Here is a 13,339-nt window from a genome sequence, read left to right as displayed (position 1 = left end):
AGGCTGCCGACGGCGTCCCGCCCCGTCGGCACGAGCCGTTCCGGACGGGGGGCGCGACAAGACTCCGTGTCCGTTCCGGGACCGGCCACGGCCCCTCGTCCGTGCTGCGCCTGCTCCTCGACGGGGAGCTCGATGCGGACACCGCTGCCACACTGCGGGATGACCTGGCTGTACTTTCCGCGCGCTCGACGGTCGCTTCGCTGGTCCTCGACCTGTCCGGTGTCACCTTCTGCGACCTGGCGAGCCTGTACACCCTGCGGGGCATCTGCCGGACCCTGCCGCTGGCCGGCGTCGACGTGCGGCTCGTGGAACCCAGTGCTGCCGTTCGGACCGCTGCGCGAAGGGCGGGACTGGCCACTGATCTGGACGTGGACAGGGGCGGAGAGGAGCCGTCTCCTGCGGCACCGCCGTGAGGCGTCCACGGTCAGGCACCGGGGGCCGCTGAGGAGGACCGGCGGGCGGCCGGCTGCCCGTCACCCGGTCGGAACACGTCGTGGTACGCACCGCGCGCAGACCTGCAGCATGGCCACGACCCGGGAAGCGGCCGAAGTTCCGTCGCTGTCTCGGCCGGGTAGGACCAGCCCGGCACCATCACTTGATCGGCGAAACTCTTGCATAGTCTAAAGCTGGTGGAGGGATGTGTGGAGGGAGCAGTCGGGCGTTTCGAGGTCGTGAGGGGGCGAGAGCGCAGCGGAACGAACCGCGCGGTCGCCTGCGCGGTCGCCTGCGCGGTCGCCCGCGCGGTCGCCCGCGCGGTCGCCGCGTGGACGGGCGACCGCGAAGGGCGGGAGGCGCAGGAGCGCGCACGGCGCTCCAGCGCGCCGGGCTGGTTTCTCCTGTTCAACCGGCGTGCACGCCGTGTCGGTTCGCCGGAGTGCCGTACTCGCGCCGACGGGACGCGAAAAAGGATGGCGCGCGATCACCGGGGACCCTAGGCTGTGCCGTGTTCGCGAGGCGCTCCACAAGTGGGCGCTGTTCGTCCGAGTCGAGGTTCCTGGGAGGTGTGACCGATGGCTGTCTCTGTGAGGGGCCGTGCCCGTATCCAGTCGTTCGTTTCGTCCACCTCCGTGGCCTCCGGCTGACCTCACCTCTTTTCGCGCGTGCCTGAACGCGCCGCCGGGGCTGCCCTTCGAAGGGTCTCCCTTGAATCTCTCCTCTCTTTCCGCCTCCTCGCACCCCCTCGCTCCCTACGGCTGGGACGAGCAGTGGGAGGACGCCTTCGCTCCGTACGCCGCGCAGGGGCTGGTGCCCGGGCGCGTGGTCCGGGTCGACCGGGGGCTGTGCGACATGGCCACCCCGGACGGCGTGATCCGCGCCGACACCGAGTACGTCGTCCCCCGCGACCCGATGAAGGTCGTCTGCACCGGGGACTGGGCCGCCGTCGACCCCGACGGCGCCCGCCCCCGCTACGTGCGCACGCTGCTGCCGCGCCGCACCGCGTTCGTGCGGTCCACCTCCTCCAAGCGGTCCGAGGGGCAGATCCTCGCCGCCAACGTCGACCACGCGGTCGTCGCCGTGTCCCTCGCCGTGGAACTCGACCTCGCCCGGATCGAGCGGTTCCTCGCGCTCGCGTGGGAGTCCGGCGCGCAGCCGGTCGTGGTGCTCACCAAGGCCGACCTCGTGCCGGACGCGGTGACCCGGTCGCACCTCGTGCAGGACGTGGAGACCAGCGCGCCCGGCGTGCCCGTCCTCACCGTCAGCGCGCAGGACGGCGAAGGGCTCGACGTGCTCTCGGCGGTCGTCTCCGGCGGGACCTCGGTCCTGCTCGGGCAGTCCGGCGCCGGCAAGTCCACCCTGGCCAACGCCCTCCTCGGTGAGGACGTCATGGACGTCCGGGCCACCCGGGACGTCGACGGCAAGGGCCGCCACACCACCACGACCCGCAACCTGCTCCTGCTGCCCGGCGGGGGAGTCCTCATCGACACCCCGGGCCTGCGGGGCGTCGGCCTGTGGGACGCCGGCACCGGGGTCGGCCAGGTGTTCTCCGAGATCCAGCACCTCGCCGAGAGCTGCCGGTTCCACGACTGCGCCCACGAGAGCGAGCCCGGCTGCGCCGTCCTCGACGCCATCGAGGCCGGTGAGCTGCCCCGGCGCCGCCTGGACAGCTACCGCAAGCTGCTCCGGGAGAACCAGTACATCGTCGCCAAGACCGACGCCCGCCTCCGCGCGGAGATCCGCAAGGACTGGAAGCGCAAGGGCGCCCTCGGCAAGGCCGCCATGGAGGCCAAGCGGGGACGGATGAGGTGACACCCTGCCCGCCGGGCGCCCCGTGGGGCGCCCGGCGGGACGGCTCAGTCCGACTCCCGCAGCTCCAGGACGTACCGCGCCGTCAGCGCCACCGTCCGGTCCCCGTCCCCGGTCAGGGACCTCAGCGTGTCCGTGGCCGCCGGGCCCGGGATCTCGGCGAGGGCCTGCGTCAGGCGGCGGCGCGCGGACGGGTCCGGCGCGCCGCCGGCCAGACGGTCCGCCAGCGCCGCCACGATGCGGTCCGCCACCGCCGCGTCGCCCGCCAGCGTGCCCAGCGCGTCGGCGGCGTCGACGTCGTTCGCCTCCTCGACGACCATGCCGACCAGTTCCGGCATCGCGTCCGCCACCCCGCGCGCCCCCAGTTCCAGGGCCGCGGTCCGGCGTACGGCCGGGTCCGCGTCGCCGAGGGCGTCCCGCAGCAGCGCCGTCGCCCGCTCGCCCGGGACCTCCGCCAGGCATCGCGCCGCCCGCCCGCGCACCTCCGGCAGCGCCGACTCCAGCCCCGCCGCCAGCAGCTCGGGCCCCCGCTCGCCCGCCTGCGCCAGCGCCCACCGCAGGGCCCCGGCGACATGCGGGTCCGCCTCGCTCAGCACCGCCTCCACCAGCGCCTCCACCGGCACCGGCACCGTGTCCACCGACGACAGCGCCGCCCGCTGCCGCATCCCGGGGTCCCCGGAGCGCAGGTTCCGCAGCAGCGCGACGACCTGGAGGACGTCCTGCCAGTCGGCGGGTTCCGCCGCGTCGATCCGCTGGAGCCGCGTCAGCAGCTCCGTCTCCCGCGCGATCCTCTCCCGTGTCCGCCGGGCCAGGTCCGCGACGAGACCGGACGGCGTGAAGCCGGGATCGTCCAGGGCGCGGCCCACGTCCCGCAGCGACAGCCCCAGCGACCGCAGGCTCTCCACGTGGAAGATCCGCCGGATGTCCTCCTCCGTGTACGCGCGGTACCCGGCCGCCGTACGGCCCGACGGCCGCACCAGGCCCAGCGACTCGTAGTGCCGCAGCATCCGGGGGCTGACCCCGGACCGCCGCGCCACCTCACCGATCAGCACCTCTGCCTCACTCCTCCCGCCCGTCCGGACCCACGGCGTCCTGCCCGTCCGGGTCCCGGGCCTCCGGCCCCAGCGACACCACGCGCTTCGCCTCCTCCACCGCGTACGCGAACCCCGCCTCGGGGTCGCGCCGCAACCGCTCCGTGGCGAGCGCGTGCTCCCGCACCCGTGGGTCCGGTCCGGCCGCCGCGGCCCGCACCGGCGCGACGGCCGGCTCGCCGAGAGCGATCAGCGCCCGGCTGAGACTGAGCTGGGTCTCCCTCCCGCCCCGTCCGAGCTGGGACACCAGCACCTCCGCCAGCTCCGCCGTCTCCCCCTCGGGCGCCAGCGGCACCGCCGTCCGCCAGGCGGTCCGCGCCACCTCGTCGTCCGGGTCGGTCAGCAGCGACCGGGTGATCGCCGGCCACACCCCACGGTCCCCGATCTTGGACAGGGTGTGCAGCGCCTGACTCCGCGCCCGGGCGTGCGGCGACCGCAGCTCGGCCACCACCCGCGGCACCGTCGACGCCTCCGGGTGCCGGGTGAGCGCCCACGTCAGCATGTCCCGCACATGGAACACCGGTTCCACCCCGCACCGCTCCACCAGCGGTTCCACGAACTCCGGGTCCGGGTCCGAGCCTGCCGCGAGCGCCGCGCGCAGGCGCACCGAGGAATCGTCGTGCCGCAGTCCCGCGAGCACACGTGATGTTGTCGTCTCCGCCTTGGGCGTGGTCATCGGAGCACCTCCAGGCCCGCCAGTGAAGACCTTCTCACCGTGTCAGGGTCAAGCGCCGCCGCACGGGGCGCCGGGTTCCATGTCCGATTCCCGCCGGTCACGCCGTCCCCGCCGGTGGACACTGGACCGTGTGAGGGACGAGGACAGCAGGTACGAGGCGGTGCGCAGCCGGGACGCCCGGTTCGACGGCGCGTTCTTCTTCGCCGTCGAGACCACGGGCATCTACTGCCGGCCCAGCTGCCCCGCGATCACCCCCAAACGCGCCCACGTGCGCTTCTTCCCGACCGCCGCCGCGGCGCAGGGCGCGGGCTTCCGGGCCTGCCGGCGCTGCCGCCCCGACGCCGTGCCCGGCTCCGCCGAGTGGAACGTGCGGGCCGACACCGTGGGCCGCGCCATGCGTCTCATCGCCGACGGCGTGGTCGACCGCGAGGGCGTCGCCGGGCTCGCCGCGCGCCTCGGCTACAGCGCCCGCCAGGTGCAGCGGCAGCTCACCGCGGAACTGGGCGCCGGACCGGTCGCCCTGGCCCGCGCCCAGCGCGCCCACACCGCGCGCGTGCTGCTGCAGACCACCGGGCTGCCGGTCACCGAGATCGCGTTCGCCGCCGGGTTCGCCAGCGTGCGGCAGTTCAACGACACCGTCCGCGCCGTGTACGCCACCACGCCCACCGGGCTGCGCGCCGCCGCGCCCCGCAAGGGGCGGGCCCGCCCCGGCGCCCCCACCGCCGGGGTGCCCCTGCGCCTCGCCCACCGGGGCCCCTACCAGGCGCGGCCCGTCTTCGACCTGCTGGAACGGGAGGCCGTCCCCGGCGTCGAGGAGGTGACCGGCGTACCCGGCGCGCGCACCTACCGGCGCACCCTGCGCCTGCCCTACGGCACCGGCATCGCCGCCGTCGACGAGCGCCCGCACACCGGCACCGGCGCTCGTCCCGGCGGCTGGCTCGACGCCCGCGTCCACCTCACCGACCTCCGCGACCTGACCACCGCCGTGCAGCGGCTGCGCCGGCTGTTCGACCTGGACGCCGACCCCTACGCCGTCGACGAACGCCTCGGCGCCGACCCCCGGCTCGCCCCGCTGGTCGCGGCCCGTCCCGGACTGCGCTCGCCCGGCGCCGCCGACCCCGACGAGGTGGCCGTCCGGGCGCTGGCGGGACGCGACACGGCCGCCGGACTGGTCCACCGCTACGGCAAACGGCTCGACGCCCCCTGCGGGAGCCTCACCCACCTGTTCCCCGAGGCCGCCGTCCTCGCCGACGCCGAGCCCGGCGGCCCCCTGGGCGCGCTCGCCGCCGCCCTCGCCGACGGCGCCGTACGGCTCGGACCCGGCGCCGACCGGGACGCGGCGCGGGACGCCCTCGCCGCCGTGCCCGGCCTCGACGACCGTATGATCGCCGCGATCCGCACCCGTGCGCTCGGCGACCCGGACGTGGCCCCGCCGGGCCCCGGCGTCCCCGACAGCTGGCGTCCCTGGCGCTCGTACGCCCTGAACCACCTGCGAGCCGCAGGGGAGTTGGAGTGACCCTCATGACGACGACGTACTGGACGCACGTGGACGGCCCCCTCGGGCCGCTGCTGCTGACCGCCGCCCCGACCGGCGAGCTGACCTCGCTCACCGTGCCCGGACAGAGGAAGGCGGCCGTGGTGCGGGACGACTGGACGCACGACCCCGGTCCGTTCCGGGAGGCGGAACGGCAGCTCGCCGCGTACTTCGCGGGCGACCTCAAGGACTTCCGGCTGCCGACGAGGGCCGTCGGCACCCCCTTCCGGGAGAAGGTGTGGGCCGCCCTGGACGACGTGCCGTACGGCGGGACCGTCACCTACGGGGAGATCGCCGCGCGCATCGGGGCGCCCCGGGCCGCCGTACGGGCCGTCGGGGGCGCGATCGGCGCGAACCCGCTGCTGATCGTCCGCCCCTGCCACCGCGTCATCGGCGCCGACGGCTCCCTCACGGGGTACGCCGGGGGACTGGAGCGCAAGGTGCGGCTGCTCACCCACGAGGGTGCGCTGCCGCGCGCGCAGAACCCTTGAGGGCCGCTCAGCCCCAGAAGACCGCGCCGATCCACGCCGCCGCGATCAGCTGGCAGGTGAACAGCTCCGTCAGCACGCTCCACCCGCCCGACCGCATCACCGTGCGCACCGCCGCCTTCGCCTCCCCGCGGCGGCCGAGGCGCAGCCGCTCGTGGACGTACACCCCGGCGAGGAAGCCGGGGACCGCTCCGATCACCGGCAGCAGCACGAAACCGGCGAACGAGCCGCCGCCCGCGTACGCCAGCAGCCGGGCGTCCGCACCGCCCGCCCGGAGTCTGCGGGGCGGCAGCGCCCAGCGCACCACCTGCGACAGGAACAGCACCCCGGTCGCCCCCACCAGCACCCACCACGCGACCGCCCGCGGGTCCTTCAGCGCCCACCACAGGACCGCGGCCCACACCAGCCAGGACCCGGGCACCCCTGGCGCCAGCACTCCGCACAGACCGAGCAGGAGCACCAGTCCGGCCAGCAGGAGGTCCCACGCTCCCATCAGTCCAGGGTGCAGGAGGGCGCGGGACGGCGCAGACCGGAAGCGTGGCGTCCGCGCGCGGGGCGGTGATTTTCCCGATGCCCCGTTTTCATCCGGCCCGTCCGGTGGACAATTGGGGGCATGAGTCAGCAGGGGGGAAGACCCGCCGGGCCCACCGGTCCCGGTCCCGAGGACGACTGGTGGGGCCGGCTCTACGACGACGCCTCCGGCGACACGGGGCCGGCGCCCGCGGCCGATTCCCTGGACGACCGTTTCGCCTCCGCGGCGGGCACGGTGAACGCGGGCGGGCCGTCCGACGCGGCCCGCCTCCCGCCGGACCCGGACCCCCGGGACGTCCCCGGGGCCCCGGTGGTCCCGGCCCAGCGGCAGACGCCGTCGCCGGAGGCCATGCCCCCCGGACCCTCCGCCGGTGCGTCACCCCGTGCCCTTTGGGAGCGCCCGCCCCCCACGGACCCGCCTCCGGCGCCCTGCCCGCCGGAGCAGGACACCCCGACCGACGCGCCTCCCGTCCCGGAGCCGCCCTCCGGTCAGGCATCGGCGCCCTCGGTGCCCCCGCTCCCGGGGGCCTTCCCCCCGGGACCGGGCCGGCCGGCCGACGCGCCCGCCACGCCGAACCCGCCTCAAGGGCCACGCCCCTCCGACGCCGCGCCCGCCGCCCCGCCCTTCCCTCCGGCACCCGGCGCTCCCGCCCCCACGCTCCCCGACCGGCCGCCCCCCTCCACCCCCTCCGGTCCCACCGCCGCCCCCGTCCACGGTTCATGGACCCCCGCCGCGCCGGAGGACCGGACCGCTGCGGACGGTCCCGGGTCCAGGCTCGGTCCCCTCCCGCCCCCGCCCCCCTCCCGCGCCTACGTGGGCGCCCGTCCGCCCACCTACGACGCGGAACCCACCGCCCTCCCCGCCGCCGACCCCGACGACCTGGACGCGCTCGTCCCGGACACCGTGCTGGACGGCGCCCGCTACGGCGCCTGCACGCTGCGGGCCGCCTCCGTGCGCGGGGACTCCGCGAGGTACCGGGGCGAGCCCCGGCGCGACGCGCTGCTGACCGCGCGGTTCGGGGCGGGGGAGCGGGCGCTGGTGCTGGTGGCGCTGGCCACCGGCCTGCGGACCGCCCCCGGCGCGCACCGGGCCGCCGCCGAGGTCTGCCGCTGGATCGGCGCGGCGGTGGGCCGCAGCCACGAGCGGCTCACCGACGACATCCGGGCCGCCCGCCGCGCCGACCTCAAGGCCGGCCTGCACCGCCTCACCGACCGCAGTCTCGGCAGGCTGCGCGCCGGCGCGGCCGAGCAGGGCCTCGACCCCGACGACCACGCCGCCGCCCTGCGCTGCCTGCTGCTGTCCGCCGACCCCGAGTGCCGCACCCGGGTGTTCTTCGGGGCCGGCCCCGGAGGGCTGTTCCGGCTGCGGGACGGCGAGTGGCAGGACATCGAACCGGAGGTCGCCGAGGTCAAGGGCGAGCCCGTGCCCGGCTTCGGCTCGCCGCCGCACGAGACGCCGGACGGCGACCGCCGCACCATGGACCTCGGCGTCCCCACACCCCCGAGCCCGTACGAACCGGCGCCCGAACCGACCCGCGAGCCCTTCCGCTTCCGTACCTCCGTAGCCCGCCCGGGTGATGTGCTGCTGATGTGCGGCACCGGGTTCGCCGAGCCCCTGCGCGGTGAGCCCGGACTCCGTGCCCACCTGGCCGACCGGTGGTCGGCTCCGGAACCCCCGGGGCTGACGGCGTATCTGGCCGACACCCAGATTCGGGTGAAGGGGTACGCCGACGACCGTACGGTCGCGGCCGTCTGGGAGGCGTGAGCGCGCCCGGTGTGGATTCATGGATTCCGTCAGGCATCTCCGGCACCCGAGGGGCAGACGGACATCATGGCCAAACAGAACATCGCGGAGCAGTTCGTCGACATCCTCGTCCGCGCGGGGGTCAAACGCCTGTACGGCGTGGTCGGTGACAGCCTCAACCCCGTCGTGGACGCCGTGCGCCGCAACTCCGCCATCGACTGGATCCACGTCCGGCACGAGGAGACCGCCGCCTTCGCGGCCGGCGCCGAGGCGCAGGTGACCGGCCGGCTCACCGCCTGCGCCGGCTCCTGCGGGCCCGGCAACCTGCACCTCATCAACGGGCTGTACGACGCCCACCGCTCCATGGCGCCCGTCATCGCCCTCGCCTCCCACATCCCGTCCAGCGAGATCGGCCTCGGCTACTTCCAGGAGACCCACCCCGATCGGTTGTTCCAGGAGTGCAGCCACTACTGCGAGCTGATCTCCAACCCCCGGCAGATGCCCCGGCTGCTGGACACCGCCATCCAGCACGCGGTCAGCCGTTCCGGCGTCAGCGTCGTCTCGCTGCCCGGCGACCTCGCCGACGAACCCGCCCCCGACCAGGCGCCCGAGACCGCCCTGGTCACCTCCCGGCCCACCGTCCGCCCCGGCGACGACGAGATCGACAAGCTCGTCGACATGATCGACCGCGCCGAGAGGGTCACCTTGTTCTGCGGCGCCGGCACCAAGGGCGCGCACGCCGAGGTGATGGAGTTCGCCGGGAAGATCAAGGCTCCGGTCGGCCACGCCCTGCGCGGCAAGGAATGGATCCAGTACGACAATCCGTACGACGTCGGGATGAGCGGACTGCTCGGCTACGGCGCCGCGTACGAGGCGACCCACGAGTGCGACCTGCTGATCCTGCTCGGCACCGACTTCCCGTACAACTCCTTCCTGCCCGGCGACGAGGTGAAGATCGTCCAGGTGGACGTGCGGCCCGAGGTCATCGGCCGGCGCTCCAAGCTGGACCTCGCGGTGTGGGGCGACGTGAAGGAGACGCTGCGCTGTCTCACGCCCCGGGTGCGCACCAAGGACAACCGCAAGTTCCTCGACCGCATGCTGAAGAAGCACGCGGACGCGCTGGAGGGGGTGGTGAAGGCGTACACCCGCAAGGTGGACAAGCACGTGCCGATCCACCCGGAGTACGTGGCGTCCGTGCTGGACGACCTGGCCGACGACGACGCCGTCTTCACCGTCGACACCGGCATGTGCAACGTCTGGGCGGCCCGCTACATCTCGCCCAACGGACGCCGCAGGATCATCGGTTCGTTCTCCCACGGCTCGATGGCCAACGCGCTGCCGATGGCGATCGGGGCGCAGTTCACCGACCGGGGCCGGCAGGTCGTGTCGATGTCCGGCGACGGCGGATTCGCCATGCTGATGGGCGACTTCCTCACCCTCGTCCAGTACGACCTGCCGGTGAAGGTCGTCCTCTTCAACAACTCCTCGCTGAGCATGGTGGAGCTGGAGATGCTGGTGGCCGGGCTCCCGTCGCACGGCACGGCGATGAAGAACCCCGACTTCGCCGCCGTGGCCCGCGCCTGCGGAGCCCACGGGGTGCGGGTGGAGAAGCCGAAGGAGCTCGCGGGCGCGCTGAAGGCCGCGTTCAAGCACAAGGGGCCGGCGCTGGTGGACGTCGTGACCGACCCCAACGCGCTGTCCATCCCGCCGAAGATCAGCAAGGAGATGGTGACCGGGTTCGCCCTGTCCGCGTCCAAGATCGTGCTGGACGGCGGGGTCGGCCGGATGGTGCAGATGGCCCGCTCCAACCTGCGCAACGTACCGCGCCCATAGCGGTGTTCAGCCGCCGCGCGGACGCCAGGAGCGGTTCAGCGTGTCGTACTCGTAGTGCGGCAGGCCCTCGACGGCACTGGTGCGGAACGGACGGCCCCGGTCGTCGATCCGCACCGTGCCGGCGCGGCCCTGCGAGGACCAGTCCAGCTCCAGGTACCAGCGGCAGTCGCAGCCCTCGGTGCGGGCGGTGACCAGCAGCACCTCGGGGTCGGCCGCGGACACCCGGTACGGCATCCGGACCGCCGGGACCGGGGTGCCCGTGTCGTTCCCGGCGACCGCGCGGGCGATCGGCCGGTCCTTGTCCAGGTCCACGTCGAAGTAACGGGGGGTCAGCGCGCCGCCGCAGCCCTGGTCCATCGCGTACGCGGTGCCGGGCGCCGGCTCCGAGCGGCCGGCCACGCGGACGCGCAGCGCCGTGAGGACGACGGCCGTGTCGGACCTCCCCTGCACCGACAGCTCGACGAGGGTCTCCCCGCCGTGCACGGCGTCCTGGGCGTCCGCCCAGGTCCGGGCGTCCTGCGGGACGGGCGGCGGCGGCACCCGGGCGGGCGGTTTCGCCACCACGTAGTCGTGCCCGCAGCCGTGCGCCCAGGCGTGGGAGTCGACGGACCAGGTGAGGGGCGGCGGCCCCGCGGGCGCCCTGTCCGGTGCGGCGGGCGAGCCGGACGGACGCCGCGCCTCGGACGCCTCGCCGTCCCCGCCCCGCCCGGCGGGGGCGGACCCGGAGGGGGAGGGGGAGCCGGACGCCGAGGCCGAGGGGGACCTGGCCGGAGCGACGGACCGCGCGGATCCCGCACCGTCGCCGGCGCCGCCTTCGGCTGCCTCCTCCGTCGCCCCGAGGGCCTTGCTCCCGGCCGCCGCCCGCCTGTCGTCCGGCAGGAACGACAGACTCCCGACGGTGGCGAGCAGCGCACACACGGCAGCGGCGGCCACGGCCGCCCGCCTCCGCTGCCTCCGTCGCCCCGTGGGCACGTCGCCGTGGCCCGCGGGCCCCCGCACGGCGTGCCCGTCACCCCCGCCCGGCCCCTCGGGGTGGCCTGAATCGTTCGCCTGGTCGGCGGCGCCCGAACCGGCGGCGCCTGAACCAGTGGTGCCTGAATCGGCGGCGCCTGGACCGGTGGTGTCTGAACCGGCGGCGCCTGAACCGGTGGTGCCTGGACCAGTGGTGTCTGAACCGGCGGCGCCCGAACCGGTGGTGCCTGGACCGGTGGTGTCTGAACCGGCGGCCGGAGCGCCGTTCCCCGGGACGTCCGGCCCTGAGCCGTGCCCCGGGGCGCCGGACCGCCGCCCGGCCGTGCCGGGTGCCGCACCGGACGGGTCCGGGGTCTTTGCGTCCCGGGCCGCCCCGCCCCGAGGCCGGCGCCGTGCCTCCGCCGCGCGGAGCCAGCGGCGGTGGAGTTCGAGGCGTTCCGCGTCCGTCGCGCCGCACAGGGCGGCGAAGCGTTCGACCGGGGCGAAGTCGACCGGGACCGCGTCGCCGGCGCAGTAGCGGTGCAGGGTCGAGGTGTTCATGTGGAGACGGCGGGCCAGCGAGCCGTAGCTGCGGTCCGTGCGTCCCTTCAACTCCCGCAGCAGCGCCGCGAACCGCGTCACCTCGTCCTGTGCCGACACCGGCTCCGTCCCCCCGTGGCTCGTCCGTCCCGACCGGCCGGGCGCCTGGGACGGGCATCCCAGGCGCCCTGTATCACTGCACGTCGGACAGGATGGGATGGTTCCATGCCGGGGGACCGGGCGGTGGCGCTTGCGCCGGTCGTCCGTGACGGCGGATGCTCTGACCACGGCGAACCGCCCCGATGGCCCGGACGGGCCGTCCCGGCCGTCGCGGTGCACGCCTCGCCCTTCCACCACGCACACCCCACGGGGGACACCCATGCCCATCCGCACCCGTGCCGCGGCGCTCGCCGCGCTCACCGTCACCGCCCTCGCCGTGGGCGCGGCCGCCACCGCACCGGCCGGCGCCGCTCCGGGCGAGGCCGCACAGAAGCAGGCGTCCGCGCAGAAGCAGGCGTCCGCGCAGAGGAAGGCGGCCGCCCCCAGGTTCCTGGCGGCGTCCGAGCTGCCCCCGCACCCGACCGGCTGGACCGCGGGTCCGGTCACCGACGGCTTCCCGGAGCAGCTCGCGTACTGCCTGGGCGAGGGCATCCCCGCCCACGACCACCGGCACCGCCTGTTCCACACGGAGCTGGACACCAGCGCCGTGCAGGTCACCGCGGTGACCGGGTCCGCCGCGAAGGGCGAGGCGCTGGCCGCCCGGCTGAACCGGGAGATCCGCACCTGCGCGGACCGGCTGGAGCGGACGTACCCGGAGATCGAGGCCGAGGGCCGGTTCTTCGGCACGCTGCCCGTCGAGGAGGGGGCGACGGTGCACGGCCTGCACACCGAGACGTCGTACGGGGCCACGGACGTCAACCTGCTGTCCGTGGGGCGTGACGGCCGCACCGTGACCGTCGTCGGCTGGGGGCAGATGGGCGACTTCGACGACGCCCCCCTGGCGGCGTTCGGGAAGACCGCGAAGAAGGCGGTCGCCAAGCTCCACTGAGATTCCTGAACTCCGCGACCACTGCGGGAAAGCCGGGGCCGTCCTCTCGCCACGGGGGTCGGGAGGACGGCCCCGCGCGGTTGTGTGGCCGTTGCACTTCGGCCAACAACGGCTCGCGGCCGCTCCGCATGACTGCCGCGTGAACGACCGGGCAAGCATTCCCGTGTAGGCGTTCGAGCAGGTGGGGGAAACGGCATCGGCACGCGGGCGGGGGTCATGAGAAGTCAGGCTTCGGCGGATCGGCTGAGGCGCACACTGGGGCGTGCGGATATGCGGGCGGTGGCCGAGTCCCGCCGCGCCCTGCGCGAGCTGTTACGTCACCGGTGCGATCCGGAGCGGTCCGCGGTCGCGGAACTGCTCACCAGCGAACTCGTGACGAACGCCCTCGTCCACACCGACCGCGAGGCGGTCCTCACCGCGGACGTCGGCCCCTGGGGACTCCGCGTGGAGGTACGGGACTTCACCGCCCGCGAGCCCAGACCGCGCCCGCGGGACGGCAACGACAGCACCAACGGACGGGGCCTGGTCCTGGTCGAGTCCCTGGCCGACGCCTGGGGCGTCCGCAGGCACGGGGTGGGCAAGTCCGTCTGGTTCGCGCTCGGACCGGAGGCGGACGCCGACGCGGCGTGAGGGACGCGGTTCCCACCGCGTCCCTCACG

General features: G+C 75.1%; 12 protein-coding genes. 8 read left to right on the top strand and 4 right to left on the bottom strand.

Annotated elements, in window-relative coordinates:
- Positions 1 to 101: 101 nt before the first annotated feature.
- Entirely contained in the window at positions 102 to 413 is a 312-nt protein-coding gene (locus tag C1708_RS06960) for an STAS domain-containing protein (protein ID WP_157951254.1), read from the top strand.
- Between the two features lie 730 nt (positions 414 to 1,143).
- The gene (gene rsgA, locus C1708_RS06955; protein ID WP_106411818.1) at positions 1,144 to 2,247 is read left to right on the top strand and encodes a ribosome small subunit-dependent GTPase A; all 1,104 of its coding nucleotides are present in this window, start codon (positions 1,144 to 1,146) and stop codon (positions 2,245 to 2,247) included.
- A gap of 44 nt (positions 2,248 to 2,291) precedes the next feature.
- Here rsgA and C1708_RS06950 read toward each other — a convergent pair whose 3' ends face one another.
- The gene (locus C1708_RS06950) at positions 2,292 to 3,296 is read right to left on the bottom strand and encodes a HEAT repeat domain-containing protein (RefSeq protein WP_106411817.1); all 1,005 of its coding nucleotides are present in this window, start codon (positions 3,294 to 3,296) and stop codon (positions 2,292 to 2,294) included.
- Positions 3,297 to 3,303: 7 nt separating this feature from the next.
- Positions 3,304 to 4,011, bottom strand: a complete 708-nt coding sequence (locus tag C1708_RS06945; protein ID WP_106411816.1) for a HEAT repeat domain-containing protein — start codon at positions 4,009 to 4,011, stop codon at positions 3,304 to 3,306.
- Between the two features lie 79 nt (positions 4,012 to 4,090).
- Here C1708_RS06945 and C1708_RS06940 point away from each other — a divergent pair, with 79 nt between their 5' ends.
- Both C1708_RS06940 and C1708_RS06935 read left to right on the top strand, forming a co-directional pair.
- On the top strand, positions 4,091 to 5,527 hold the full coding sequence (locus C1708_RS06940; RefSeq protein WP_106411815.1) for a bifunctional transcriptional activator/DNA repair enzyme AdaA: 1,437 nt from the start codon (positions 4,091 to 4,093) through the stop codon (positions 5,525 to 5,527).
- A 5-nt stretch (positions 5,528 to 5,532) separates the two neighbouring features.
- Positions 5,533 to 6,036, top strand: a complete 504-nt coding sequence (locus tag C1708_RS06935) for a methylated-DNA--[protein]-cysteine S-methyltransferase (RefSeq protein ID WP_106416192.1) — start codon at positions 5,533 to 5,535, stop codon at positions 6,034 to 6,036.
- A 7-nt stretch (positions 6,037 to 6,043) separates the two neighbouring features.
- Here the strand turns inward: C1708_RS06935 and C1708_RS06930 are convergent, their stop codons facing one another.
- Positions 6,044 to 6,526, bottom strand: a complete 483-nt coding sequence (locus tag C1708_RS06930; RefSeq protein ID WP_106411814.1) for a DUF456 domain-containing protein — start codon at positions 6,524 to 6,526, stop codon at positions 6,044 to 6,046.
- An 852-nt stretch (positions 6,527 to 7,378) separates the two neighbouring features.
- On the opposite strand from C1708_RS06930, the gene C1708_RS35805 reads away from it, so the two are divergent.
- Both C1708_RS35805 and C1708_RS06920 read left to right on the top strand, forming a co-directional pair.
- Positions 7,379 to 8,329: a protein phosphatase 2C domain-containing protein gene (locus C1708_RS35805; protein WP_342210882.1), complete on the top strand. Its 951-nt coding sequence runs from the start codon at positions 7,379 to 7,381 to the stop codon at positions 8,327 to 8,329.
- A 66-nt stretch (positions 8,330 to 8,395) separates the two neighbouring features.
- Positions 8,396 to 10,141 (top strand): pyruvate dehydrogenase, encoded by a 1,746-nt coding sequence (locus C1708_RS06920; protein ID WP_106411812.1) that lies wholly within the window; start codon positions 8,396 to 8,398, stop codon positions 10,139 to 10,141.
- A gap of 6 nt (positions 10,142 to 10,147) precedes the next feature.
- Here C1708_RS06920 and C1708_RS06915 read toward each other — a convergent pair whose 3' ends face one another.
- Complete coding sequence (locus tag C1708_RS06915; RefSeq protein WP_241911190.1) at positions 10,148 to 11,752, bottom strand: helix-turn-helix domain-containing protein; 1,605 nt, start codon at positions 11,750 to 11,752, stop codon at positions 10,148 to 10,150.
- 259 nt (positions 11,753 to 12,011) lie between these two features.
- On the opposite strand from C1708_RS06915, the gene C1708_RS06910 reads away from it, so the two are divergent.
- A complete protein-coding gene (locus C1708_RS06910; RefSeq protein WP_106411811.1) occupies positions 12,012 to 12,680 on the top strand; it encodes a hypothetical protein in 669 nt (222 codons plus the stop codon).
- Between the two features lie 270 nt (positions 12,681 to 12,950).
- Positions 12,951 to 13,310, top strand: a complete 360-nt coding sequence (locus C1708_RS06905; protein ID WP_502696055.1) for an ATP-binding protein — start codon at positions 12,951 to 12,953, stop codon at positions 13,308 to 13,310.
- Positions 13,311 to 13,339: the final 29 nt, after the last annotated feature.

Origin of the sequence: Streptomyces sp. DH-12, from assembly GCF_002899455.1 — a bacterium.
Lineage (GTDB): Bacteria > Actinomycetota > Actinomycetes > Streptomycetales > Streptomycetaceae > Streptomyces.
Note: the sequence above shows the minus strand (reverse complement) of the source record. Positions and strands in the feature narration are given on the sequence as shown.

Bases quoted from the DNA above. Each gene is read 5' to 3' on its own strand.
- C1708_RS06945 (WP_106411816.1), bottom strand. From the start codon at position 4,011: ATGACCACGCCCAAGGCGGAGACGACAACATCACGTGTGCTCGCGGGA.
- C1708_RS06940 (WP_106411815.1), top strand. From the start codon at position 4,091: ATGTCCGATTCCCGCCGGTCACGCCGTCCCCGCCGGTGGACACTGGAC.
- C1708_RS06935 (WP_106416192.1), top strand. From the start codon at position 5,533: ATGACGACGACGTACTGGACGCACGTGGACGGCCCCCTCGGGCCGCTG.
- C1708_RS06930 (WP_106411814.1), bottom strand. From the start codon at position 6,526: ATGGGAGCGTGGGACCTCCTGCTGGCCGGACTGGTGCTCCTGCTCGGT.
- C1708_RS06920 (WP_106411812.1), top strand. From the start codon at position 8,396: ATGGCCAAACAGAACATCGCGGAGCAGTTCGTCGACATCCTCGTCCGC.
- C1708_RS06910 (WP_106411811.1), top strand. From the start codon at position 12,012: ATGCCCATCCGCACCCGTGCCGCGGCGCTCGCCGCGCTCACCGTCACC.
- C1708_RS06905 (WP_502696055.1), top strand. From the start codon at position 12,951: ATGCGGGCGGTGGCCGAGTCCCGCCGCGCCCTGCGCGAGCTGTTACGT.